This window comes from Micromonospora sp. DSM 45708 (genome assembly GCF_039566955.1).
Classification (GTDB): Bacteria; Actinomycetota; Actinomycetes; order Mycobacteriales; family Micromonosporaceae; genus Micromonospora.
In genome coordinates, this window is the sequence record NZ_CP154796.1 from 2,824,754 (window position 1) to 2,849,417 (window position 24,664).

The window sequence follows — 24,664 nt, forward strand, 5'->3', positions numbered from 1 at the left end:
GACCCGGGCTGGCGGGGGGAGTGCCCGGGTCCCGCCCGGCTGGGCTGGGCTGGGCTCGGCCCGGCTGGGCCCGGCTGGGCCCGGCTGGGCCCGGCTCGGGTGTGCCCGGCTCGGCCCGGTGGCTGCCCGGTCCGGTTCGGCCCGGTGCTGCCCGGCCCGGCGAGCGGGTTCCACTGGCTGCGGGCGCTCAGCGGCTGACCGGCGTGTCGCGACGCCTCGGCATCGTCCAGTGAAGCGATATACCGCAGAGGCATAATTATGGGTCTTGTGACGTGTTTGTGGGTGGTTGGGCGCGTCGTTGATGGCGCACGCCGTTGTCCTGCCTAGGTTCTGGCTTGTCGAAGGTCAGAACTGAGTGGGCGGGGCAACGGCGTGCGTTCGGTAAGGGTATGGGCTCGGTTGTTCGGGGTCGAGCAGGCGGTGGTGGAGGGTGTCGAGTTCGATGCGGTCGAGCAGGTGGTGGTGGCTCGGGTGCGGGTGGCTCGGGGTGCTCGGCGGCGGTGTCCGTTTTGCCGGCGGCGGTGTCCTGGTTATGACGCGGGGGTGCGTCGGCGGTGGCGGGCGTTGGATCTGGGGGTGGTGCGGGCGGTGATCGAGGCCGATGCGCCGCGGGTGTCGTGTCGGGTGCATGGGGTGGTGGTCGCGGCGGTGCCGTGGGCCAGGCATGGGGCGGGGCATACCCGGGCGTTCGATCAGGCGGTGGCGTGGTTGGCGGTGCACGCGGCGAAGTCGGTGGTGTCGCGGTTGATGCGGATCAGTTGGCGCACGGTGGGTGCGATCATCGCGCGGGTGTGGGCTGATAGCGGCGCAGCGGTGGATCGCCTCGACGGGTTACGTCGTATCGGTATCGACGAGGTCAGCTACAAGAAAGGCCACCGGTATCTGAGCGTGGTGGTGGATCACGACACCGGCCGGCTGGTGTGGGCCGCTGCGGGCAAGAGCGCGGCTACGTTGCACGAGTTCTTCGACCTGCTCGGACCCGAGCGGGCAGCCGCGATCACCCACGTGTCGGCTGACGGCGCGGACTGGATCACCACCGTGGTGCGCCGTCGTTGCCCGAACGCGGTGCGCTGCGCCGACCCGTTCCACGTCGTGGCCTGGGCCAGCGACGCCGTGGACCGAGTCCGCCGGCAGGTATGGAACGCCGCCGCCGGTCGGGGAACAGGCCGTCGCGGTGTCGCCGTCGGCGAAGCGCGGCTGGTGAAGAACACCCGCTGGGCGTTGTGGAAGAACCCGGACAACCTCACCGGCGCACAACGGGCCACCCTCGACTGGATCGCCAAGAACCACCCCCGCCTACACCGAGCCTGGGCCCTCAAAGAAGGCCTGCGCTACGTGTTCACCCTGGCCAAAACCAGCCCCACCACAGCGGTCCAAGCCCTCGACCAATGGATCGGCTGGGCCCGCCGCAGCCGCATCGACATCTTCGTCGACCTGCAACGCCGCGTGGTCCGCCACCGCGACGCCATCATCGCCTCGCTCGAACACGGCCTGTCCAACGGCCGCATCGAATCCGTCAATGCCAAGATCCGCCTCATCACCCGGATGGCCTTCGGCTTCCACTCACCCCACGCCCTCATCGCCCTAGCCCTACTCAGCCTCGGCGGCCACCGCCCCCAACTCCCCAACCGATGACCCACACATCCAGCACAAAATCCATAATTATGCCTCTGCGGTATATCGCGGGTAGCGCATGCACTGCTCCCCGTCGTCACCCACGGTGATGCCGTGTATCTCATCAGCCGCCCGAGCGGCCGGGCCGCCCGAGCCGGGCCGCCCGAGCCGGGCCGCCCGAGCCAGGCAGCACCGAGCCAGGCAGCACCGGGCCGGGCAGCACCTGGCCGAGCGGCCCGAGCCGGGCAGCACCGGGCCAAGCCGGGCCAGGCCGAGCCGGGCCGAGCCGGGCCGAGCCGGGCCGAGCCGAGCCGGGCCGGGCCGAGCCGGGCCGAGCTGGGCCGGGCCGAGCCGGGCCGAGCCGGGCCGAGCCGGGCCGAGCTGGGCCGGGCCGGGCCGGGCCGAGCCGAGCCGAGCCGGGCCGAGCTGGGCCGAGCTGGGCCGAGCTGGGCAGAGCCGGGCCGAGCCGGGCCAGACCGAGCTGGGCAGCAGCGGGCCGGGCGGGCCGGGCGGGCCGGGCGGGCCGCCGGAGGAGAGGGCCGGGTCAGGCGCCGGGGCCGACCAGCAGCGCGGCCACCGTGAAGACGGTGGCGAGGGCGGCCAGCGCGGCGCTGGTCGCCACGAACCGGCCCAGCGGCACCGCCACGCCGGCGGCCCGGCAGCGCTCGTACCAGATCAGCGTGGCCAGCGACGCCCACGGCGTGGCCAGCGGGCCGACATTCGTGCCGATCAACAGCGCCAGCAGTTGGGTGTGCCGGTCGACGGCGATCACCGCTTCGCCGGCCACGTACGCCGGCAGGTTGTTGACCGCGTTGCTGAACAGCGCGCCGACCGCGCCCGCCCGCAGCGCGCCCTCCGCGCCCGGGTCGGCGCCGATCAGCGCGCCCATCACGCTGTCCAGGCCGTGTCGGCCGATGGTCTGCACCACCAGGAACAGGCCGGTGACGAACACCAGCAGCCGCCACGGCACCAGCGCCGGCCGCAGCCGGTGCCGGGCCCGCGCCGCGAAGCCGGCCACCAGGATCGCGGCGGCCACCCCGGAGGCGACGCCGATCTCCACGCCGGCCAGGACACCGCCGACGAAGAGCAGGCACGCGACCAGCGCGGTGCGGTAGAGCACCCGGTCCGGTGGCAGGTACGGCGGCGGCGGGACGAACGGGTCGGCCCCGGCGCGCGCCGGGCGCCAGTACCACCACCACAGCAGCAGCATGGTGACGGCGATGGCGACCAGTTGCGGCCACCACATCCGGGCCGCCCACGGCACCGGGTCCAGGCCGATCCGGCCGCTGGCCAGGATGTTGGTCAGGTTGGACACCGGCAGCAGCAGGCTCGCCGTGTTGGCCAGCCAGACCGTGGTCATGGCCAGTGGCGTCGGCGACACGTTGAGCGTGCGGGCCAGCGCGATCATCACCGGCGTCAGCAGCACCGCGGTGGTGTCCAGGTTGAGCGCGATCGTGGTCACCGACGCGAAGCCGACACAGAGCCAGAACAGCGCCCGGAAGCTGCCCCGCGCGGTGATCGCCACCCGGGCGGCGAGCGCGTCGAACACGCCGGCCACCGCGGTCAGTTCGGCCAGCACCACCACCGTGCCGAGGAAAACCAGGATGGGGACGATCCGGCGTACGGTGGCCTCGGCGTCGGCGCGCGGGAGCAGCCCGGTGAGCACGCAGAGCACGCCGACCACGGCCAGCGCGATCGCGATCCAGTCCAGCACGTGCAGCCGGCCCCAGCGGGATCGGTCCGGCGCGGCGGACGGCGGCTCGCCGACGGTCTCCACGAACGACGATCCTCGCACACCCCGCCCGCGCCGGTCCGGCCCGACGCGGTCCCGTTCCGGGCTGCCCCAGGGTGTCGATCTGTTGACCGTCGGTGGTCATAATGACCACGTGGCTGTAGGCGCGCACCCCACCCGGTCCGACCGCCCCATCGACTTCTTCATCAGCTACTCGCCCGCGGACGAACGCTGGGCGACGTGGCTGGCGTGGGAGTTCGAGACCGCCGGCTACCGCACGATGATCCAGGCGTGGGACTTCGTGGCCGGCACCAACTTCATCGACTTCATGGACCGCGGGGTCCGCGAGGCCGAGGTGGTGGTGGCGGTCCTGTCCGAACGCTACCTGCACTCCACGTACGGCAAGCTGGAGTGGCAGGCCGCGTTGCGCGCCGACCCGGACGGCACCGGCAACAAACTGGTCACCGTACGGGTCGAGGACTGCCCGATCGACGGCCTGCTCGCCACCATCACCTACGTCGACCTGGTCGGGGTGGACGACCCGGCGCAGGCCCGCGCCCGCGTGCTGGACCGCATCCGCGAGGCGCTCGACGGGCGGGCCAAGCCGATGCGGCAACCGGCGTTCCCGCACCACCCGGACGACCCGGCCGGCCTGCTCGCCGTGCCCGCCGCCGGGACGCCCGCGCAACGCCGCCCCCGGCGTACCCCGATCAACCCGCCGCCGTTCCCGCCGGCCGCGGTCGCGCCGCCGACCGCCCGCGACACCGTCACGGTGCTCCAGGTGACCGGGCCGCGCTTCGGTCGCGGCGTGCTCGACCCCGGCGCCCCGGTCACCCCCGGCGAGATGCAGGAACACCTCATGGGGGATCTGACGCTGCTGATGAACGACGGGGTGCCCCGACCCGACCTGCTGGTGGTGGCCGGCAACCTGACCGAGTCGGGGACCCCGCGTGAGTTCTCCGACGCGTTGAGCTTCCTCACCGGGCTGCGGGTGCTGCTCGGCCTGGAACCGCACCGGCTCGTGGTGGTGCCCGGCCCGCGTGACGTGACGATGGCCGCCTGCCGGGCGTACTTCGCCACCTGCGAGGCCGACGACGTCGACCCGCAGCCGCCCTACTGGCCCAAGTGGCGGCACTACGCGCGCCTCTTCGACGACCTCTACCAGGGGCTCGACGACCGGATCTTCGACAGCGAACAGCCCTGGACACTGTTCGGCGTCCCCGACCTGCGGGTGGTGGTGGCCGGGCTCAACTCCACCATCGCCATCACCCATCGCGAGGAGGACCGCTACGGCTTCCTCGGCGAGGCCCAGTCGAGCTGGTTCGCCCAGCGGCTGCGCCACTACCAGCAGTCCGGCTGGCTGCGGCTGGGCGCGATGGCGCACGCTCCCGGCCCGCGCAGCCCGTACGCCGACGAGGCCCCGCCGGACCGGGTGTCGCTGCGCGACCGCGGCTCGGTCAACCGGCTGGTCGGCCCGATGCTCAACCTGCTGATCTCCGACGCCGCGCCGGCCGGCCGGGCCGACCCGGTGGTGCCGCTGGCCGCCGCGCCGCGCGACGGCCGGGCGCAGGTGCTGCGGCTCGGCGCGGACGGGATGACCCGCTGGGTGCTGGGCCGCGACGACCGCCTGGACGTCGGCGAGTCGACGGCGGTGAGCTGGCCCCGGGCCGAGGCCACGTTCGGCGCGGCCGGCCCGGCCCAGGTGCCCGACCCGAGGCGGCCCGCCCTCGTGGAGGGCGCCACCCAGGGCGAGGCCGTGGTCGCGGCGGTGACATCGGCGGCACCGGTGGAGCGGCTGCTGGACCGGCTCGCCGAGGTGTGCGAGGCCCGCTACGACCGGGTGGTGGTGCGTCGCGTCGACGGCGACCCGCCGCACCTGTACATCAGCTACCGCTCCGACGGGGTGGTCCGCCAACAGCGGGTCGGCGCGCACGTGGGCACGCCGGCGCCGGCCGACGTCGACAGGTTCGCCCGTCGGGTGCACGCCACCGACCCCGACATCGGATCCGAGCTGGTCTACGACGGCGACCGGGTGCCACGCGGCCTGGCCGAGGAGGCGCAGCGGCGCGGCGTACGCGTGCTGCACCTCACCGAGTTCCAGGGCCTGCTGGACCTGCGCGACTACGTCGCCGCGCAGACCGCCCGGCTCCAGGCCGACCGCCTCTACCCGCCCGGGCAGTACGTGCCGCAGCGCTACCGCCACCTCGTCGGCGCGGACCAGCGGGTCCGGGAGGACGTGGTGGACGAGCTGCTGGAGACCGTCTCCGCCCCGGACGGCCGGTTCGTGCTGGTGCTCGGCGACTTCGGCCGGGGCAAGACGTTCGCGCTGCGGGAGGTGGCCCGCCGGCTGCCTACCGCCGCGCCGGACCTGATCCCGATCCTGGTCGAGCTGCGCGCGCTGGACAAGGCGCACTCGGTGGACGGCCTGGTCGCCGCGCACCTGGCCAACCACGGCGAGCAGGTGATCGACCTCAAGGCGTTCCGGTACATGCTGCGGCAGGGGCGGATCGTGCTGCTCTTCGACGGGTTCGACGAGCTGGTGGCCCGGGTGACGTACGACCGGGCGGCCGACCACCTGGAGACGCTGCTCCAGGCCGCCGAGGGCGCCGCGAAGATCGTGGTGAGCAGTCGGACCCAGCACTTCAAGACCAACTCGCAGGTGCTGACCGCGTTGGGTGAGCGGGTCGGCCTGCTGCCGCACCGCCGGGTGCTGGCGGTGGAGGACTTCACCCCCGGCCAGATCGAGGCGTTCCTGCGGCACCGCTACGGCGGCGACGAGGCCGCCGCCCGCGAGCGGATGAGCCTGCTGGCCGGCGTCAAGGATCTGCTCGGACTCTCCCGCAACCCGCGCATGCTCGGGTTCATCGCCAACCTGGACGAGGGCCGGCTGGCCGCGGTGGCCGGCGCCGGCGGCACGTTCAGCGCCGCCGCGCTCTACCGGGAGATCCTGGAGTCCTGGCTGGACTTCGAGGAGCGCCGCACCCAGGGCATTCCGGGGGCCCCGGTCAGCCTGCGCCGGCCGGAGCTGTGGCAGGCGGTGAGCCGGCTGGCGTTCCAGCTCTGGGAGAGCGGCGAGTCCTACCTGCGGCTCGCCGAGCTGACCGAGTCCACCGGCCAGCTCGCCGGGCGGGCCGAGTCGCGGCTGTCCGGGCCGCAGGCCGCGCACGCGGTCGGCGCGGGCAGTCTGCTGGTCCGCACCGACGACGGGCTGTTCGGCTTCATCCACACCTCGGTGATGGAGTGGCTGGTCGCTGACGGCGTCGCCGAGCAGCTCAACCGGGGCGAGGAGCCGGCCGCGCTGGCGGTGCGGTCGCTGTCCGCGCTGGCCGTGGAGTTCCTCGGCGACCTCGCCGACCCGGCCCGCTGCACCGCGTGGACGGCCCGGGTGCTCGGCGACGAGTCGGCCGGCGAGACGCTGCGCGCGAACGCGCTGCGGCTGTCCGCCCGGCTGCGCCTGCCCGACCGGGCGGACCTGCGCGGCGCAGTGCTGCGCGGCGAGGACCTGTCGCACCGGGAACTCGCCGGCGCGGACCTGACCGGTGCGGACCTCACCGACACCCGGCTGGTGGCGACGAACCTGACCGAGGCGCGACTGGAGCACGCCCGGCTGCGCGGCGCGCGACTGGACCAGGCGCGCCTCGCCGGGGCGGACCTGCGCGGCGCGGAGCTGGCCGGCGCCCGGCTGTTCCGGGCCGACCTGCGCGGGGCGCGGATCGCCGGCAGCAGTTGGCACCGCACCGCGTTGATCGACGTGAGCGCCGACCCGGCGTTGCTGCGCGCGCCGGAGCTGCGCGGCGCGGTCGTGGCGCCGGGTCGTCCGGTCGCGCCCGGCCTGGCGCCACCCGCGGTGGGCGTCGGGTACGGCTTCGAGGTGGGCCGGCTGCCGGTGCCGGTCGCGTACAGCCCGGACGGCGCGGTGCTGGCGGTGGGCAGCGACGACGGCGGCGTGCTGCTCTGCGACACGGCCACCGGGCTGCCGGTGCGCACGCTCCAGGGGCACCGGTCCCGGGTCTACGCGGTGCGCTACGACGCCGCCTCGCACCAGCTCGTCACCGGCGCGGCCGACCTGACCGTACGGCTGTGGGACGCCGACCACGGCGACGTGCGGCACGTCATCGAGGACGTCTTCGTCGGCTGGGTGTGGCCGCTGCTCACCGACGAGCGCCGGGGCCGGTTGGTGGTCGGCGACGCGGCCGGTGTGGTCCGGCTCTTCGACACCCGCACCGCGCGGCTGCGCCAGGAGTGGCCGGGGCACGACGCGCCGATCTGGGGCACCTCGTTCAGTCCGGACGGCCGGCGGGTCGTGGTGGTGGACAGCGCCGGCGCGGTCCGCGGCTGGGACATCCACACCGGCCGGCTCGCGTTCGAGGTGCGGGAGCCGGAGGTGGTCTACCGGGTGGTGCACTCGCCGGACGGCCGGCTGCTGGCGGCCGTCGGGCAGCACGGCCGGGTCTGGGTCCGCCGGGCCACCGACGGGGAGTTGCTGCGGCAGCCGCGCGGCCACGAGGCCGACGTGTACGCGCTCGACATCAGCCCCGACGGCACGCTGATGGCCACCGGCGACACGCACGGCGCGCTGCGGCTGTGGGAGACGGAGACCGGCCGTCCGGTCCGGGTGCTGGGCCGGCAGCGCGGCGCGATCTACAGTGTCCGGTTCAACGGCGACGGCAGCCTGCTCGCCACCGCCGCGAGCGACGGCGCGATCCAGCTCTGGGACACCGAGGACGGGCAGGTGCGGCACGAGCTGACCCGGCACCGTGGCTCGGTGTGGCCGGTGGTCTGGCGGCCGGACCAGAACCAGGTGGCGACCAGCAGCAACGACGGCACCACCCGCCTGTGGGACGTGCGCAGCGGGCAGCTCCAGCACACGCTGCGCGGGCACGGCCGGCGGGTCACCGCGCTCTCCTTCCGCGGCGACGGGGAGGTGCTGGCCGCCTGCGGCAACGACGGCGTGGTCCGGCTCTGGGAGCCGCGTACCGGTCGGCTGGTGGGGCAGCTCGCCACCCCCGCCGACCGCCTGCTCTCGGTGGTCTTCTGCCCGGACGAGCCGCTGGTCGCCACGCCCAGCGGCGACGGCGGCGTGCACCTGTGGAACACCGACACGGGCGCGGACGAGCGGGAGCTCAACGTGGACACCGACCACGTCTGGGCGGTCGCGTTCAGTCCGGACGGCGACGCGCTCGCGACCGCGAACGACGACGACACGGTACGCCTGTGGTACCGCCGCACCGGCCGGCACTTCGCCACGCTCACCCCGCACCGGGGCCGGGTCCGTACGGTGGCGTTCAGCCCGGACGGCGAGACCATCGCCACCGGCTGCGACGACCAGTTGGTCCGGCTGTGGGACGCGGCCACCGCCACCTGCCGGCTGACCCTGGAGCACCACACCGACCGGGTCTACTCGATCGGCTTCAACAGCGAGGGGACGCTGCTGGCCAGCGCCGGTAACGACGGCACGGCGGTGATCTGGGACGTGCGTACCGGTGAGCGGCGCACCGTGCTCACCGAGCACACCGGCCGGCTGTGGTCGTGCGCGTTCAGCCCGGACGGCAACCTGCTCGCCACCGCCGGCGACGACCTGGTGATCCGGCTCTGGGACCCGGGCACCGGGCGGCTGCACGGCACCCTCGCCGCGCACACCCGGCGGGTCTGGTCGGTGCACTTCAGCCCGGACAGCAGCCTCCTGGCCAGCGCCGGCGACGACGGCACGGTCCGGCTGTGGGACGTGGCCGACCCGGAGCACGCCCAGTTGCGGACCACGCTGATCGGCTTGCCGGACGGCTGGGCGGCGGTCAGCCCGGACGGCCGCTACAAGCTGGACGGCGACTCGGGTGGCCAGTTCTGGCACGTCATCGGCACCTGCCGCTTCGAGGTCGGCGAACTGGACCCCTACCTGACCCAGGTCCGCCGCCTCCCCGTAGACGCCCCGTTCTGACCGCCCCCGCGCCCTTCGCCCGTGATCAAGGAGTTCGCGTCACGCTTCCGCGCCGTCTCCGACGCGAACTCCTTGGTCAACTCAGGCGGGGGCCGGGCCCGTCCACCGGACCTCGCCGTCGTGCCACACGTCCGTCGGGGCCAGACCGCAGGCGGTGGCCACCGCCGCCGACGCGCGGTGGTCGGGATGGATGTGGGCCACGAGGGTACGCACACCGCGCCGCCCGAGCCAGCCGGCCATTCCCCGGGCGGCCTCGGTGGCGATCCCGCGCCCCTGCCAGGGCGTGCCCACCACCCAGGCGATCTCCGCGACCGGCCCGGCGTCGACCGGCTCCGTGTCGTCGCGGTGCCGGTGCCCGACCGCCCGGGCGCCCGCCGTGGCCGCGTGCCGGGGCGGCCCCACGGGTGCGGTGACGGTGGCCTGGACGAACCCGGCCAGCGGGCCGTCGTCGCGGAGCTGGACGACCCAGTTGCACCACGACTCCGCCGGGTCGGGGGAGCCGGCGACCAACCGCTCGTAGCGGGCCCGCAGCGCCGCCGGGTCGGCGGGGCTGCCGCCGATGAAGGTGTGCAGCGCCGGGTCGGCGAGTGCGGCGGCCATCTCCTCGGCGTGCGCGACGGCCAGCGGCAGCAGGAGCAGCCGGGCGGTGGGGACGGTTCCGGTGGTGAACCCGCTCATGGCGTCGCCGTCTCGGGAGAGGGGTGGGGATGGCGCCGCGTCATCGTACCGGCGGGGCAGGCGCCGGGGCAGGCGGTGGGCGCCGCCCGCCCCGGCTCACCGGCCGGTCAGCGCCGCCACTTCTGGTTGGCGCCGCCGGTGCAGTCCCAGATCTGCAACCTGGTGCCGTCGGCCGAGCTGTTGCCGGTGGCGTCCAGGCACTTGTTGGCCTGCGGGTTGACGATGTCACCGGCGGCGCTGAACACCCACTTCTGCGCGCCCGAGCCGTTGCAGTCGTAGAGCTGCACCTTGGCGCCGTTGGCGGTCGACCCGGAGGCCACGTCGAGGCACTTGCCGAGCGCGCGTACCGAGCCGTCCGCGTTCCAGGTCCAGCGCTGGGCGGCGGTGCCGTTGCAGGTCCAGAGCTGCACGGCGGTGCCGTTGGCGGTGCTCGCGCTCGCCACGTCGACGCACTTGTTGCCGTATCCGACGATCTGCCCGCCGGTGCCTCCGCCGCCGGTGTCCCAGGCCTGTACGCGGACGTAGTCGACGGTCATGGTCTGCGGGAACGTGGTGGAGCCGTCCGGCGAGCCGGGCCAGTTGCCGCCGACCGCCACGTTCATGATCATGAAGAACGGGTGGTCGAAGACCCAGCGGTTGCCGCCCGCGTCGGCCGGCGTCTTGCGGGAGTACGCCACGCCGTCGAGGTACCAGGTGATCGAGTCCGGGGCCCAGTCGACGGCGAACGTGTGGAACGCGTCGGCGAGCGCCTGCCCGCCCGGCAGCGAGGTGGACGCGCCGATGCCGTTGGCGCCGGAGTAGCCGGGGCCGTGCAGCGTGCCCCACACGGTGGACGGGGCGTAGCCGACGTTCTCCATGATGTCGATCTCGCCGCTGTTGGGCCACGGGTTGCTGCCGATGTCGTTGCCGAGCATCCAGAACGCCGGCCACAGCCCCTGCCCGCGCGGGATCTTGATGCGCGCCTCGAACCGCCCGTACGCCTGGGCGAACGTGCCGTTGGTGAGCAGCCGGGCCGAGGTGTACTGGCAGCTTCCGTACCAGCAGCCGTAGCCGGACGGGTTCTCCTTGCGGGCGGTGATGACCAGATTGCCGTTGCCGTCGAGCGCGGCGTTGCGGGTGCTGGTGGTGTAGTACTGCAACTCGTTGTTGCCCCAGCCGCCGCCGCCGACGTCGTAGCGCCACTTGCTCGCGTCGGGGGCGGCGCCGGCCGGGCCGGTGAAGTCGTCGGACCAGGTGACCGCGCCGGGGGCGGCCACCGCTGGGGTGCTCGGGACGGTGGTGAGGGCGGCCGTGAGGCCGACCGCCGCCATCGCCAGGGTGGCGACGGTACGGATGCTGCGCACGGGGTGCCTCCTGCGGTGGTGGGGGCGTTCGGTGTCCGGGCGGCCGGCCCCGCCGAACGGTAAACAAACTATAAAGATAGCCTTCGATGAAGGTATGAACGAAGTCGCCCGCTGTCAACAGGGAGCGGGCGGACTACCGTTCGGCGTCGGCGGGCCACCCCGAGGCCACGGCGGGCAAGAACCAGGGCCGGACGGGCGTCCGGTCAGCCGTGGCGGCGCGGTGGCCAGCTCGATGTCACCGGTTCCGGCCGCCAGATGACCGTGCCGGCTGCCGACCGGCCCCGGAGGGCGGGGCAGGAGCGGGCTGCCCGGACGGTCCTCTGACCTCGAACTGTTCCCGTTGACCGCGAGCGTCCTCCCCGATGTCCGAGGGCGCGGTCGGTCGGGGCGGCGCCACGGGCGGCCGGCGCATCGCACGCCAGGGGCCGCCGAGCAGTGGCGTCAGCACCACCAGCAGGTAGCAGGCGCCGATGGTGAGCAGCGTGGGCGTGGTGCCGAACCGGTCGGCGGCCAGCCCGGCGCCCAGCGCGCCGACCGGCATCGCCGCCCAGGCGCCGGCGCCGATCACGCCGTACACCCGGGCCCGCATGGCCGCCGGCACCCGCTCCAGCTCCACCGCGCCCATCAGCGGGTTGAGCGCGCCGGCGGCCAGCCCGGCCACCGCGACGACCGCGACCATCACCGGCAGCGGTGGCGCGGCGGCGAGCGCCCACAGCGGTGGCGCGCCGCAGATCGCGAAGGCGGTGACGAACGTGGCCCGGCGGGGCAGTCGGTGCCCGATCGCGCTGAACACCAGCGAGCCGATCAGCGCGCCGCCGCCCATGACGCCGACCAGCAGGCCGAACGCGGCCGGCCCGCCCAGGTCGCGGTTGGCCACGACCGGCAGCAGCACGTTGCTCTTGGCCGCGTCGAACAGATTCGTGACCAGCACCAGCAGCACCATGGCGCGCAGCAGCGGCTCCCGGACCAGGAAGCGCAGCCCGGCGGCGAACTGTCGCCAGTAGCCGCCGGTCTCCGCCTCGGTCTCCTCGGTGGACGGGCGCAGTCCGCGCGGGACCAGCAGCGTCACGACCAGCGCCGAGACGGCGAACGTCGCCGCGTCCACGGCCAGCACGGGCAGCGCGCCCAGCACGCCGACCAGGAGACCGGCCACCGGTGCGCCGATCATGCGCGCGCCCCGCGACGTCGCCTCCTGCCAGCCGATCGCCCGCTCGATCGGCACCCCGGCCGCGGCTGCCGCCTCCGGCAGCAGCGCGGTGCGGGCGGTCTGGCCCGGCGTGTCCAGCAGCCCGCTGACGAAGACGAGCGCCAGCAGCGCCGGGAACGGCAGGCCGACCGTGGCGTGCAACACGGGTACGGCGGCGACCGTCACGCCGGAGACGACGTCGGCCAGCACGCTGGACCGCCGGTAGCCGAGCCGGTCGACCAGCACGCCGCCGAACGCGCCGCCGAGCACCACCGGCGCGGTGGCGAACGCGCCGGCCAGCCCGGTGGCCGCCGGTGACCCGGTCTCGGCCAGCACGTAGAGCGGCAGCGCGACGAGGGTCAGCACGTTGCCGGTCAGCGAGACGGCGTGGCCGATCAGCAACCCGGCCAGCGGTCGGCGGTCACCGCTCACTGCGGGCCCCGGTAGGCCTGCCAGATCAGCGTCACCATCTCCGCGCCCGGTCGGCCGGGCGCGCCGCGCTCCCGCCAACGCCGCCCCAGTTCGGACAGCTCGTCCCGCAGCTCGCCCAGCTCGTCGGGGGTCAGGTGCAGGACCGTGTCGCTGCTGGTGGTGCCGCGCACCCAGGCCAGGTCGAGGCTCGCCTCGGACTCCAGGTAGGCCTGGTAGCGGGCCACGTAGCGCTCCATCGCGGCGCGGCGCAGCAGGTCGCCGGCGAGTCGGCGTTCCGGGTCGTCGAGCAGCTCGACCGGGTCCCAGTCGGTGGTGGCGTGCGCCGCCCGCCACCACCGTTCGCGGCGGTCGCGGGCCAGGTCGGGGGCCTCCGTCACGAAGCCGTGCTCGGCCAGCTTGCCGACGTGCCAGCTGACCGAGCCGACCGCCTCGCCGGTGCGCTCGCTCAGCATGCCCACGGTCTGCGGGCCGCGCAGGCGCAGCTCGCCCAACAGCCGTAGCCGGGTGGGGTGGGCCAGCGCCCGCATCGCCCGCGGATCGGTCAGGTGCCCATGGTTCGGCTCGTCCGCCATGCCGCCACGCTAGACCGACAAGACGTGACGTACAAGATGTCTTGTCTTAATCGAGGCAGAATTCGTTGCCCTCCGGGTCGGCCAGCACCAGGTGCCCGGCGCCGAGCGGCGGGGCGGGCTCGTGGCGCGCGATCCGGGTGGCCCCGCGCGCGACCAGCCGGTCGGCCGCCGCCTCCAGCGCCGCCATCCGCGCCTCGCCGGTGAGACCGGGCGCGGCCCGGACGTCGAGGTGCACGCGGTTCTTGACCCGCTTCGACTCCGGCACCCGCTGGAAGAACAGTCGTGGCCCGGCGCCCTCGGGATCGACCACGGCCGAGGCGTCGTGGTGCCGTTCCGGCGGCACGCCCATCGCGGTCAACGCCTGTTCCCACGACTCGAAGCCCTCGGGCGGCTCCTGGACCCGGTAGTCGAGCGCCTCGGCCCAGAACGCGGCCAGCCTGGGCGGGTCGGCGCAGTCGACGGTGAATTGCACGGTGAGGCCCATCGCGGCTCTCCTTCTGTCGGGACCCGGCCAGCCTGCCCCACATGGCGGTCAGAATCTGACCGCGACCCGGGGAAAAGTCAGGCCCGGCGTGTCGCGGCCCGGCCCTTGAGCCGACGCCCCAGCTCGCGGGCGATCTCCTGCTTGGCGTCCCGCTCGGCGAGCGCCTGGCGCTTGTCGTACGACCGGCGGCCCCGGGCCAGGCCCAGCTCGACCTTGGCCCAGCCGTCGGCGAAGTACATCGACAGCGGCACCAGCGTGACGCCGCCGTCACGCAGCTTCTCCAGGATCCGGGCGATCTCCACCCGGTGCAGCAGCAGCTTGCGGGTGCGCCGGGGCGCGTGGTTGGTCCAGGTGCCGAAGCCGTACTCGGCGATGTGCAGGCCGTAGAGCCACAGCTCGCCGTCACGCTCCTGGGCGAACGCGTCGACAAGCGACACCCGCCCCTCGCGCAGCGACTTCACCTCGGTGCCGGCCAGCACGATGCCCGCCTCGTAGGTCTTGAGGACGTCGTAGTCGTGCCGCGCCTTCTTGTTCGAGGCGATCAGCTTGCGCCCGTTCTCCCTGGCCACGCCGGCAGGATACCGCCGGGGCCGGCGGGCGTGACGGGCGAGAGGCCGACGGCGGGACGCCGTTTGGCATGCCGTCGCCCGAGCGGGCCCCTAGGCTGGCCCGGACGGCGGCGAGGGGAGCGGCGGATGACACGCGTGGCGGTGCTCGGGCTCGGCGGCATGGGTACGCCGATGGCGGCGAACCTGATCGGCGCCGGGCTGGACACGGTGGTGTGGAACCGGCGTCCCGAGCCGGCCCACGCGCTCGCCGGGCGGGGCGCCGAGGTGGCCGCCGACCCGGCCGAGGCGGTGCGCCGGGCCGACGTGGCGGTGACCATGGTGACCGACGCGGACGCGGTCCACGCGATCGCGGTCGACCGGGGCATGCTGGCTGCCCTGCCGGCGGGTGCGGTGTGGGCGCAGATGAGCACCATCGGCGTGGCCGCGACCGCGCGGCTGGCCGACCTGGTCGCCACCGAGCGGCCCGACGTCACCCTGGTGGACGCGCCGGTGGCCGGCAGCCGCGGCCCGGCCGAGCAGGGTCGCCTCACGGTGCTCGCCTCCGGCCCGGAGCAGGCGCGCGAGCGGGTCGCCCCGGTGTTCGACGCGGTCGGGCAGCGGACGCTCTGGCTGGGGCCGACCGGCGCCGGCTCGCGACTCAAGCTCGTCAACAACCTGCTGCTGGCGTTCGTCAACGAGGGGGTGGCCGCGGCGGTGGCGCTCGGCGACACGCTCGGCCTGGACCGCGACACGGTCCGGCAGGCGCTGGACGGAAGCCCGCTGGTCTCGCCCTGGGCGGCCGAGAAGCTGGCGCGGGTCGTCCGCGACGAGCACGGCGCCCAGTACTCGCTCGCGCTGGCGCTCAAGGACGTCGAACTGGCGCTGCGGGAAGCCCCGCCGGGCAGCTTCCCGGCCGCCGAGGCGCTGGCCGCCGAGTGGCGGCACGCGGCGGACCGCGGCCTCGGCGGCGACGACCTGACCGTGGTGACCCGCGTGCTCGGCGGGGGCGCGAACCGCTGAGTCCTGGCCGGAACCGGAGCGTCTCTGAGCCCGGCCCTACGACACCGCGCGCCGCCGCCGGTCACGCGGGGACCGCCGCCGGCGCGTGGTGCGCGCCGCCGTGGGCGGCCACCCACCCGGTGGTGATCAGCAGCAGCGCGGCGCAGTACGTGCCCATCACCAGCAGGCCCGCGCCGGGCAGCTCGGTGCCGGCCGCGCCCACGCCGATGAGCAGGTCGGAGACGAGGAAGAACGCGCCGCCGGCGCCGACCCGCGCCGACACGCCGGTCGCGGCGGCGGCCATCAGGCACAGCGCCAGGCTGTAGCCGAGCACCGGCAGCCGCAGCGGGCCCAGAGTGCCCCACAGCAGCGCGTTCCCGGCCGCCCAGGCGAGCAGGTAACCGGCCCACGCCAGCACCGGCGGTCGGCCGTGCCGCCGGAAACCGGTCAGGAACGCGAGCTGCGCGACCAGGAAGAACCCCATGCCGACCAGGAACGCGGCCCGTCCGGGCACGAGCAGCGCCACGTCCCCGGCGGTGGCGGCGACCAGACCGGTCGCCACCGCGTCCCACCGGCCCCGGCGCCGCCAGAGGTACGCCAGCAGCACCGGCGCCAGCAGCGGCTTGGCCAGCCACTGGAGCACCGTCGAGTCGAGCGCCACCCCGACCAGCTCGACGGCGGCGACGAGCCCGAACAGGGCCAGCCAGGAACGCCTCACCGGGCCGGCTGCCAGCCGGGACGGCCGAGCAGGTAACCGAGCCGGTGCCGCCAGCAGGTGGCCCGGCGCACGTCGGACCAGATCGCGGCGAACTCGTGCGTGGCCACCCGCAGCGGGTTGTAGGTGCCGATGTTCTTCGTCAGCCCGTAGCGCACCGCGGCGCGCTCCGGCGCGAAGCTGCCGAACAGCCGGTCCCACACGATCAGGATGCCGCCGTAGTTGCGGTCCAGGTACTCGGTGTTCGAGCCGTGGTGCACCCGGTGGTGCGACGGGGTGTTGAACACCCACTCGATCGGCCGGGGCAGCCGGCCGACCCGCTCGGTGTGCAGGAAGAACTGGTAGAGCAGGCTGATCGACTGCTGGAGGAAGATCATCCAGGGCGGGATGCCGAGCAGCGCCAGCGGCAGCCAGAACGGCAGCGAGGTCATCGGCGTCCAGCTCTGCCGCAGCGCGGTGGAGAAGTTGTAGTGGACGCTGGAGTGGTGCACCACGTGGCTGGCCCAGAGCACCCGCACCTCGTGGTGGGAGCGGTGGAACCAGTAGTAGGCCAGGTCGTCGGCGAAGAAGACGATCGCCCAGGTCCACCAGTCGCCGGGGGACAGGTGCACCGGCGCGACCGTCCACAGCGCCGCGTAGAGACCGACCGTGAGCAGCTTCCACGGGAAACCGATGAGCTGGCTGCCCAGTCCCATCGACAGGCTGGTGGTGGTGTCGCGCAGCTCGTAGCCGCGCTCGTCGTCGTCGGGCAGGAAGCGGTAGGAGACCGCCTCGATCACGATCAGCAGCAGGAACGCCGGGACGGCGTACAGCACGGCGGGGATCATGCGCGCGCTTCCCTTCCGGTGGTGGGGGTGGTGGTGACCGGGGCGGTCAGCAGCGCCCGGGCCTGCCGGGCCGCCGCCTCGCCCCGGCCGGACGCGACCGCCGCGGCGAGCCGGCGGTGCCCGGCGACGTCGAGCAGTTCGGCGGCGCGGGCGTCCGGGGGGACGTCGCCGACCGCGAACGTGCCGGCGACCAGGCTGTTGAAGGCCAACTGGTAGGCGGTGTTGCCGCTGCCGCGCACCACCAGTCGCCAGATGCGGATGTTCGCCTCGGCCATCCGGTCCAGGTCGGGCGCGAGCGCGCCGTACTCCTCGGCGGCCCGGACCAGCGCGGCGACCACCGCCTCGTCGCCGCGTTCGGCGCAGAGTCGGGCCGCGTCGATGCCGACGCAGGCCCGCATCTCCAGCATGTCGCGCACCAGCGTCTCGACCGGGAGTACGTCTCCGGAGCGGGCCAGCGACAGCGCCAGGTCGAGCCCGGCGTGCACCCGCCAGTCGAGCACCCGGGTCGCGCCGCCCTGGCTGACCCGGACCAGGCCGAGCTGTTGCAGCCGACGCAGCGCCTCCCGCACCGCGTGCCGGTTCACCGCGAACGCGGCGGCCAGTTCCCGCTCGCCGGGCAGCGTCTCGTCCGGCCGGTGGCGCCCGGACACGATGGCGTCGCGGAGCTGGCCGAAGACGTGGTCGGAGACCGAGGCGCGGGGCGCGGGGGTGAAGGCCATGGCCAGCAGTGTGGCCCGGGACACATCAACCCGTCAACTGGTTGGACCAGTAGGGTTCTCCGAGCGCCCGGCCGGTGGGTGCCGTCGCGGTCACGCCTCGTATCCTTTCCGCCGTAGCCCCGCCACGGTGAAGGGAGTCGGTGTGAGCGACCGGGTCGAGACGTTGGAGTTCCAGGCCGAGGCACGTCAGCTGTTGCAGCTGATGGTGCACTCGATCTACTCGAACAAGGACGTCTTCCTGCGCGAACTCATCTCGAACGCGTCCGACGCGCTGGACAAGCTGCGGCTGGAGTCACTTGTCGACAAGGAGCTGTCGGCCGACACGTCCGATCTGCACATCGAGATCGAGACCGACGCCGAGGCCCGCACGCTGACCGTGCGGGACAACGGCATCGGCATGTCCCGCGACGAGGTGGTGGCGCTGATCGGCACCATCGCCAAGTCCGGCACCGCCGAGATGCTGCGCAAGCTGCGCGAGTCGAAGGACGCCGCCGCCTCGCAGGAGCTGATCGGCCAGTTCGGCGTCGGCTTCTACGCCACCTTCATGGTCGCCGACCGGGTGACGCTGCTGACCCGCCGCGCCGGCCAGACCGGCGGCACCCGCTGGGAGTCCACCGGCGAGGGCACCTACTCGGTGGAGGCGGTCGAGGACGCGCCGCAGGGCACCTCGGTCACGCTGCACCTCAAGCCGGTCGACGCCGAGGACAACCTGCACGACTACGCCGCCGACCGGACCATCCGGGAGATCGTCAAGCGCTACTCCGACTTCATCGCCTGGCCGATCCGGATGACCGTCGACAAGCCCGGCGAGGACGGTGCCACCACCCGCGAGGAGCAGACGCTCAACTCGATGAAGGCGCTCTGGGCGCGGTCCCGGGACGAGGTCGACGAGGCCGAGTACAAGGAGTTCTACCGGCACGTCGCGCACGACTGGGCGGACCCGCTCGAAACCATCCACATGCGCGGCGAGGGCACCTTCGAGTACGAGGCGTTGCTCTTCCTGCCCTCGCACGCCCCGCTCGACCTGTTCGCCCCGCAGGGCCGGCGCGGCGTGCAGCTCTACGTCAAGCGCGTCTTCATCATGGACGACTGCGAGGCGCTGATCCCCAACTACCTGCGCTTCGTCAAGGGCGTGGTGGACGCGCACGACCTGTCGCTGAACATCTCCCGCGAGATCCTCCAGCAGGACCGGCAGATCAGCGCCGTACGCCGGCGGCTGGTCAAGAAGGTGCTCGCCACGCTCAAGGGCCTGCCGGCCGAGTCGTACCGCACGTTCTGGACCGAGTTCGGGCCGGTGGTCAAGGAGGGCCTGCTGGAGGACGCGGACAACACCGACGCGTTGCTCGACCTGGTCCGTGCCGCCTCCACCCACGACCCGGCCGAGCTGACCACGCTGCGCGACTACGTGGAGCGGATGAAGGACGGCCAGACCGAGATCTACTACGCCACCGGCGACAACCGGGCCACCATCGAGAACTCCCCGCACCTGGAGGCGTTCCGGGCCAAGGGCTACGAGGTGCTGATCCTCACCGATCCGGTCGACGAGGTGTGGGTCGAGCGGGTCGGAGCGTACGACGGGAAGACGCTGCGCTCGGTGGCCAAGGGCCAGGTCGACCTGGAGACCGAGGAGGAGAAGGAGAAGGCCGAGGCGGAGCGGCAGGAGTACGCCGAGCTGCTCACCTTCCTCGGCGGCGCGCTCGCCGACAGCGTCAAGGAGGTACGCCTGTCCACCCGGCTGACCACGTCACCGGCCTGTGTGGTGGGTGACGCGCACGACATGACGCCGACGCTGGAGAAGATGTACCGGGCGATGGGCCAGGAGGTGCCCCAGGTCAAGCGCATCCTGGAGCTGAACCCGACCCACCCGCTGGTCACCGGGCTGCGCAAGGCCCACGGCGACGGCGGCGACAGCGCCGCGCTGACCGAGACCGCCGAGCTGCTGTACGGCATGGCGCTGCTCGCCGAGGGCGGTGACCTCGCCGACCCGGCGCGCTTCACCCGGATCCTCGCCGACCGCCTCGCCCGCGGCCTGTAGGCGCACCGGCGGGGGCCCCGCGACCGGGGCCCCCGCCGCCGCTCACAGTTGACCGGGGAAGAAGCCGTAGCGGGCCAGCGGCTCGACGATCTGGTGCTCCTCGTACGACAGGTGCGACAGCAGCGTGTCGGTCAGCAGGTCCACCGCCTCCTGCAACTCGGTGAAGTCGCCGGGTCGGCGGATCAGCTCCACCAGCGCCCGGTCCACGCTCTCCACCACGTCGTGGATCACCACGTGCTCCTCCGCCAGACGGTCCAGCACCGGCGCCAGCCCGGCGTCGGCGCGGCGCAGGTGCGGGAAGATGGAGGCGTCCTCCAGCCCGTGGTGCTGGGTCACCACCGTGCAGTAGGCCGCGCAGTAGGCGCCCAGCGTCCAGTTGTTCTGCCGCATCGTCATCTCGTTCAGCACGGCCCGCGCCCCGCCGGGGGAGACCGCGCCGCGCCTGACCTGTTCCAGCAGGTCGCGCACCTGGGCCAGCTCCTGGCGCAGGTGGTCGTGCACGTCCACCAGGTGCTGCCCGGCCGCCTGCCCGCGGGCCGGGTAGACCTGACCGGCCGGCGCCGGCGGGGCGGCCGGGCGGGTCGTCTCGTCCCAGAGGCGGCGCGCGCTCAGGCGTACCCCGGGGTCGGGGGTGGGGGTGACCGCGAGCGTGGTCGGGCCGCCGGCCGTGGCCCGCTCCTCGGCGACGGCCCGGGCGCCGCTGCCGGGCGTGGTGCGCTCGGCGGCGACCAGCTCCCGCACCGCCGGCGCCACCTCCTGGGCGAAGAGCTGGATGGCGCGTGGCTCGTCGCCGGCGAGGACGAACGTGGTGATGCCGTGCGCCAGCGTGAGCCCGGCCAGTTCCTCCGCCCACTGCTGCGGCGGCCCGGCGAGGAAGCCGGTGGACGAGCGGGCGAACGTGCCGTTCACGTTGAGCATCCGGCGGATCGCGCCCGGGTCCCGGCCGGCGGCCCGCGCGCCGTCGTCGACCAGGGCGTTGAGCGCCGGCAGGTCGTCCGGCCCGTTCGGCAGGTACGACAGCGACGGCAGCCAGCCGTCCGCGGCGCGCCCGACCAGCCGCAGCATCCGCGGCTTGTACGCGCCCACCCAGATGCCCACCGGATGCGCCGGCGCCGGTCCGCGTTTCGCCCCGACCACCCGGTAGTGCTCACCGGGCAGGCGGATCATGTCGCGCCGGTCGGTGTCCCACACCTCGCGGATGACGCGGATCGCCTCGTCGAGCGCGTCGACCGCCGCGCCGGGGGAGAGCCGCCGGCCGCCGGCCGCCTCGATCCCGTCCCAGAACGCGCCCGCGCCGAGCCCCAGCTCGACCCGGCCGCCGGTGAGCAGGTCCAGGCTGGCGACGCTGCGCGCCAGCACCACCGGTTGGCGCAGCGGCAGGTTGAGCACGTTGCCGGCCAGGCGGATCCGGTCGGTGGCGGCGGCCACGTACGACATCAGCGTCCACGTGTCCAGGAAGGTCGGCAGGTAGGGGTGGTCCTGGAAGGTGACCAGGTCCAGTCCGGCCTGTTCGCCGAGCGTGGCGAGCGCGACCACCTGGTCGGGGCGTCCGGCGTCCGGCGTGAGGAAGCTGCCGAAGGCCAGCTCGTGTCCGTGGTCGGTCATCCGCCCCGCTCCTCGCGCGATCTTGTCCGGTCCCGCCCACGGTAGCCCCGCCGTCCGCCCGGCCCGCCGGAAACCCCGTCGGTCGCGTCGGCGGAACCTGACCTCACGTCGTGGTCAGCGGTGATCGTCCGGGTCAGGACGGCGCGCGACGGCGGTCCGGGGCGTGGAGTCGCCGTTCACCGGCGGCCGTCCCGCGACACGCCGGACCGTCGGTGTCCGTGCTGCTCCGGGCGCCGGTGCCCGGCCGGGGCGGCGGATGGCCGGGTTCCGTCGCCGTCGGTTGCTATGGTCACGAGGCTTGGCTAAGACGTGAAGAAAGCGCGGATATGACCAACGATGCGTTCTCGGCCGCCGCGAGCCTCGACGAGCTGCTGACCCGCACGCAGCAGGCGTTGGCCGCGATGCGGTCCCGGGCCACCGTGCACACCGACGGTGAGCCGGGCGACGTGCTGCGGGCCGAGGGCGCCGCGGCCGGCGGCCGGGTCCGCGCGGTCGCGGTCCAGGGCGGCCGGCTGGACTCGGTCGCGGTCGACCCGGAGTTGGCCGGCGAACCGCTGGAGGCGCTCTGCGGGCACGTCGTCGCCGCCGTCAATGCCGCGCTGGCCGAGTTGGACGCGCAGGTCAGCGCCTCGGCCCGGGCGGACACCGACGCGCTCGCCGTCCGGCTCGGCGGGCTGCCCGACCAGGCGGAGCTGTTCAGCGCGACGATGCACGAGGTGGCCGCGCGGATCCGCCGCGACCGCGACGCCGCGTCCCGCGCCGCCCGCCCGGCCTGATCGGCGGGTCGGGCGGGGCCGTGACCGGCACCGGGACGGCGGGGCGGCCCTCCCGGCTCGATCAGCGTCGGCGGGCCCGTCACGCCGGCCGGCGGAGACGACGGAGCGGCCGGCCGTCGGGAGGACGACGACCGGCCGCTCGCGGTGCGGTCAGCTCAGGTTGACCGCGGTGTCGTCGACGACGAAGGACGTCTGGAGGGAGGCGTCCTCCACGCCGCTGAACGAGATGGTGGCGGTGGTGCCGGCCAGCGACGAGATGTCGAAGGACCGCTGCACGTAGCCGGTGGCCTTGTTCAGGTTGGAGTAGGTCGCCAGCGTGGTGCTGCCGGCCTTGACGGTCAGCTTGTCGTAGGCGGTGCTCGTGGTCGACTCCGCGCTGTCGACGTGCAGCCAGAAGCTCAGCGTGGCCCGGCAGCCGGCCGGGATGGTGACCGACTGGCTGAGCGTGTCGGTGTGCGAGGAGCCGTAGCCGTCGAGCCACGCCTTGTACGAGCCGCCGTGCGCGGCCTGGCCGCTGTCGGTGGTGATGACGCCCGACGAGGCGGTCCAGTTCACGTTGCCCGACTCGAAGCCGGGGTTGGCCAGCTTGTTGCCGGAGCAGCCGCCGGGCGGCGGGGTGCTCGTGGTGGTCGGCGTGGGCGTCGGCGTACCGCCGGCACAGGTCGGGTCACCCGACTGCGCCGGCACGCTGACCGCGTCCCAGGCCGCCTTGACGGTGTTGAACTCGGTGCAGCCGCTCGGGTAGAGGTTCTTCGCCGCCTGGAGCGTCCAGGTGCGGTACTTCAGGTACGACGAGGAGGACGTCTTCAGCAGCATCGCGTTGTACATGATCTTGATGGCCTTCTGGATGCCCAGGCCGGTCACGCTGCTGCTGTTGCAGGTCGAGCTGGACGGCTGCCCGTTGGTCGGGCTGCTGCCGTTGGCGAGCAGGTAGAACCAGTGGTTGCCGGGACCGGCGGAGGCGTGCACCTCGCCACCGGGGACGCTGCTGGAGTAGCAGTTCGGGTCGCCGAGCGCCCCCGGGTTGTACATGTTCCGGATCGGGCCGGAGCCGACCAGGTTGATCTTCTCGCCGACCAGGAAGTCCGGCGCGTCGTAGCTGGACGGCTCGTTGGCGAACCACTCGGTGGCCGCGCCGAACGTGTCCGCCACGAACTCCTGGGTGCCGCCGCCGGAGATGCCGCCCGGGGTGTGGTCGTCGATGCCGTGGCCGATCTCGTGGGCCACCACGTCGAGCGAGCCGATCCACTGGCCGGCGGTGTTCTTGCCGATCTGGACCTGGGTGCCGTCGTAGTAGGCGTTCTGGTCGTTCAGGCCCACCCGGATCGGCCAGTAGCCGCCGTTGCCGTCGGCGCCGTTGCGGCCCAGCCACTGGTTGAGCATCTTGTGCTCGGTCTGGGCGGAGAACAGCGCGTCGACGCAGCCGGTCTCCTTGTTGGTGGCGGTGCCGTTGCCCCAGGCGTCGTCGGTGCCGCTGAACGTGGTGTTGTTCGCGGCGTCCTGGCAGCTGAGGTTCGTGACGGTCGGGTCCTTCATGGTGTACGTGCTGCCCGACTGCGTGGTGTTCAGCGTGAGCGGGCTGGGCCCGTTCCAGGCGCCGGTGCCGGTGCCATTGACGACGTGCTCCTGCTTGCGCAGCACCGCGCCGGTGCGGGCGTCGACGTCCACGGTGAGCCGGCTGACACCGTCCGCGCCGGTGCCGCGCACGGTGGTCTCCCAGGCCAGCGTCGGGCTGGCGCCGAGCGTGTAGACCACCAGCGTGGTGCCCTCGACCGAGCTGACGGTCTTGAGCTGGGCGCGCGCCGTCTTCGCGGCGGCGGCCGAGGTCAGCGTGGGGGTGGTGGTGAGCGCGCCGATCGGCCGTTGCTGGGCGACCGAGGCGTACTTCAGGTTGCCGGCGCCGTCGGTGGCGAGCACGAAGTCGCCGCCGACCACCGGCAGGCCCTTGTAGGTGCGCTCGTAGGGCACGTACTGGGTGCCCTCGGAGGAGATCACGGGCTTCTGCACGAACGCGTCGTCCGAGCCGGCCTGGAGGTAGGCGGGACGGTTCGCGACCAGCGCGCGGGCCGAGTCGGCGGCTGCCGCGCGGGCCTGGGCGGGGTTCGGGGCGGCGGGCCCGGGTGGCGCGGCCTGCACGGCCGCGGCGGTGCCGGCGGCCAGCACGCCGGCCGCGGCTGCGCCGGTGAGCGCGGCGAGGCGGGGTGAGAGCTTCAAGAGGGTTTGCTCCTGTTCCTAGGCGCGCCGCACGGAGCCCGGTGGGGACGGGCGGCGCGATGGTGCGAGGCGGGTGACGGTCGGTCACCGGAGCTGCCGGCGTGGCTCCGGGTCGACAGATCGACCGTCCGGGCCGTCGGGGGTCGGCGGCTCGTTGGGTGCACAATCACACGGCGCGCGAGCCGGGAGCAATGGGTGACCGGGGCAACCGACACCTGCCGGACAGCCGGCCGCCGACACGAATTCAGGA

At 73.9% G+C, this 24,664-nt stretch carries 17 protein-coding genes; 5 read left to right on the top strand and 12 right to left on the bottom strand.

Features of this window, described 5'->3' with window-relative positions; translation table 11 throughout:
* The first annotated feature begins 372 nt into the window (after nucleotides 1-372).
* The gene (locus VKK44_RS12465) at nucleotides 373-1,635 is read left to right on the top strand and encodes an ISL3 family transposase (RefSeq protein WP_343442779.1); all 1,263 of its coding nucleotides are present in this window, start codon (nucleotides 373-375) and stop codon (nucleotides 1,633-1,635) included.
* Nucleotides 1,636-2,158: 523 nt separating this feature from the next.
* On the opposite strand, the gene VKK44_RS12470 is transcribed toward VKK44_RS12465, so the two are convergent.
* Nucleotides 2,159-3,391 carry an ArsB/NhaD family transporter gene (locus VKK44_RS12470; RefSeq protein ID WP_343447092.1) on the bottom strand — a complete coding sequence of 411 codons (1,233 nt, stop codon included), beginning with the start codon at nucleotides 3,389-3,391 and terminating at the stop codon, nucleotides 2,159-2,161.
* A gap of 109 nt (nucleotides 3,392-3,500) precedes the next feature.
* On the opposite strand from VKK44_RS12470, the gene VKK44_RS12475 reads away from it, so the two are divergent.
* Nucleotides 3,501-9,281: a WD40 domain-containing protein gene (locus VKK44_RS12475; RefSeq protein ID WP_343447093.1), complete on the top strand. Its 5,781-nt coding sequence runs from the start codon at nucleotides 3,501-3,503 to the stop codon at nucleotides 9,279-9,281.
* Nucleotides 9,282-9,362: 81 nt separating this feature from the next.
* Here VKK44_RS12475 and VKK44_RS12480 read toward each other — a convergent pair whose 3' ends face one another.
* The 6 genes from VKK44_RS12480 to smpB form a co-directional block, all read right to left on the bottom strand.
* A complete protein-coding gene (locus tag VKK44_RS12480; protein WP_343447094.1) occupies nucleotides 9,363-9,959 on the bottom strand; it encodes a GNAT family N-acetyltransferase in 597 nt (198 codons plus the stop codon).
* Between the two features lie 107 nt (nucleotides 9,960-10,066).
* Nucleotides 10,067-11,302, bottom strand: coding sequence for an RICIN domain-containing protein (locus tag VKK44_RS12485; protein WP_343447095.1), 1,236 nt, complete (start codon nucleotides 11,300-11,302; stop codon nucleotides 10,067-10,069).
* Between the two features lie 235 nt (nucleotides 11,303-11,537).
* The gene (locus VKK44_RS12490) at nucleotides 11,538-12,920 is read right to left on the bottom strand and encodes an MFS transporter (protein ID WP_343447096.1); all 1,383 of its coding nucleotides are present in this window, start codon (nucleotides 12,918-12,920) and stop codon (nucleotides 11,538-11,540) included.
* On the bottom strand, nucleotides 12,917-13,492 hold the full coding sequence (locus VKK44_RS12495) for a helix-turn-helix transcriptional regulator (RefSeq protein WP_343447097.1): 576 nt from the start codon (nucleotides 13,490-13,492) through the stop codon (nucleotides 12,917-12,919). Before VKK44_RS12495 ends, VKK44_RS12490 begins: the two co-directional genes overlap by 4 nt.
* A 46-nt stretch (nucleotides 13,493-13,538) precedes the next feature.
* Nucleotides 13,539-13,976, bottom strand: coding sequence for a VOC family protein (locus VKK44_RS12500; protein WP_343447098.1), 438 nt, complete (start codon nucleotides 13,974-13,976; stop codon nucleotides 13,539-13,541).
* 77 nt (nucleotides 13,977-14,053) lie between these two features.
* Entirely contained in the window at nucleotides 14,054-14,545 is a 492-nt protein-coding gene (gene smpB, locus VKK44_RS12505) for an SsrA-binding protein SmpB (protein ID WP_343447099.1), read from the bottom strand.
* Nucleotides 14,546-14,671: 126 nt separating this feature from the next.
* On the opposite strand from smpB, the gene VKK44_RS12510 reads away from it, so the two are divergent.
* A complete protein-coding gene (locus tag VKK44_RS12510) occupies nucleotides 14,672-15,544 on the top strand; it encodes an NAD(P)-dependent oxidoreductase (RefSeq protein WP_343447100.1) in 873 nt (290 codons plus the stop codon).
* 61 nt (nucleotides 15,545-15,605) lie between these two features.
* Here the strand turns inward: VKK44_RS12510 and VKK44_RS12515 are convergent, their stop codons facing one another.
* From VKK44_RS12515 to VKK44_RS12525, 3 genes are read right to left on the bottom strand one after another with little or no spacing between them, the layout of a single operon-like run.
* Nucleotides 15,606-16,241, bottom strand: a complete 636-nt coding sequence (locus tag VKK44_RS12515; protein ID WP_343447101.1) for a lysoplasmalogenase — start codon at nucleotides 16,239-16,241, stop codon at nucleotides 15,606-15,608.
* Nucleotides 16,238-17,065 carry a sterol desaturase family protein gene (locus tag VKK44_RS12520; protein ID WP_343447102.1) on the bottom strand — a complete coding sequence of 276 codons (828 nt, stop codon included), beginning with the start codon at nucleotides 17,063-17,065 and terminating at the stop codon, nucleotides 16,238-16,240. The genes VKK44_RS12515 and VKK44_RS12520 overlap by 4 nt, the downstream gene beginning before the upstream one ends.
* Nucleotides 17,062-17,784 carry a FadR/GntR family transcriptional regulator gene (locus VKK44_RS12525; protein ID WP_343447103.1) on the bottom strand — a complete coding sequence of 241 codons (723 nt, stop codon included), beginning with the start codon at nucleotides 17,782-17,784 and terminating at the stop codon, nucleotides 17,062-17,064. Before VKK44_RS12525 ends, VKK44_RS12520 begins: the two co-directional genes overlap by 4 nt.
* Before the next feature lie 202 nt (nucleotides 17,785-17,986).
* Here VKK44_RS12525 and htpG point away from each other — a divergent pair, with 202 nt between their 5' ends.
* Nucleotides 17,987-19,819, top strand: a complete 1,833-nt coding sequence (gene htpG, locus VKK44_RS12530) for a molecular chaperone HtpG (protein ID WP_343447753.1) — start codon at nucleotides 17,987-17,989, stop codon at nucleotides 19,817-19,819.
* 42 nt (nucleotides 19,820-19,861) lie between these two features.
* Here the strand turns inward: htpG and VKK44_RS12535 are convergent, their stop codons facing one another.
* Nucleotides 19,862-21,424 (bottom strand): LLM class flavin-dependent oxidoreductase, encoded by a 1,563-nt coding sequence (locus VKK44_RS12535; protein ID WP_343447104.1) that lies wholly within the window; start codon nucleotides 21,422-21,424, stop codon nucleotides 19,862-19,864.
* 326 nt (nucleotides 21,425-21,750) lie between these two features.
* Between VKK44_RS12535 and VKK44_RS12540 the strand changes: the two genes are divergently transcribed.
* Entirely contained in the window at nucleotides 21,751-22,200 is a 450-nt protein-coding gene (locus VKK44_RS12540; RefSeq protein ID WP_343447105.1) for a YbaB/EbfC family nucleoid-associated protein, read from the top strand.
* A gap of 150 nt (nucleotides 22,201-22,350) precedes the next feature.
* On the opposite strand, the gene VKK44_RS12545 is transcribed toward VKK44_RS12540, so the two are convergent.
* Nucleotides 22,351-24,414: a M4 family metallopeptidase gene (locus VKK44_RS12545; RefSeq protein WP_343447106.1), complete on the bottom strand. Its 2,064-nt coding sequence runs from the start codon at nucleotides 24,412-24,414 to the stop codon at nucleotides 22,351-22,353.
* Between the last annotated feature and the right edge of the window lie 250 nt (nucleotides 24,415-24,664).

Excerpts from the sequence above, each read along its gene's own strand:
- VKK44_RS12510 (WP_343447100.1), top strand. The coding sequence starts at position 14,672 with ATGACACGCGTGGCGGTGCTCGGGCTCGGCGGCATGGGTACGCCGATG.
- VKK44_RS12480 (WP_343447094.1), bottom strand. The coding sequence starts at position 9,959 with ATGAGCGGGTTCACCACCGGAACCGTCCCCACCGCCCGGCTGCTCCTG.
- VKK44_RS12540 (WP_343447105.1), top strand. The coding sequence starts at position 21,751 with ATGACCAACGATGCGTTCTCGGCCGCCGCGAGCCTCGACGAGCTGCTG.
- VKK44_RS12535 (WP_343447104.1), bottom strand. The coding sequence starts at position 21,424 with ATGACCGACCACGGACACGAGCTGGCCTTCGGCAGCTTCCTCACGCCG.
- VKK44_RS12500 (WP_343447098.1), bottom strand. The coding sequence starts at position 13,976 with ATGGGCCTCACCGTGCAATTCACCGTCGACTGCGCCGACCCGCCCAGG.
- VKK44_RS12495 (WP_343447097.1), bottom strand. The coding sequence starts at position 13,492 with ATGGCGGACGAGCCGAACCATGGGCACCTGACCGATCCGCGGGCGATG.
- VKK44_RS12525 (WP_343447103.1), bottom strand. The coding sequence starts at position 17,784 with ATGGCCTTCACCCCCGCGCCCCGCGCCTCGGTCTCCGACCACGTCTTC.
- htpG (WP_343447753.1), top strand. The coding sequence starts at position 17,987 with ATGGTGCACTCGATCTACTCGAACAAGGACGTCTTCCTGCGCGAACTC.
- VKK44_RS12520 (WP_343447102.1), bottom strand. The coding sequence starts at position 17,065 with ATGATCCCCGCCGTGCTGTACGCCGTCCCGGCGTTCCTGCTGCTGATC.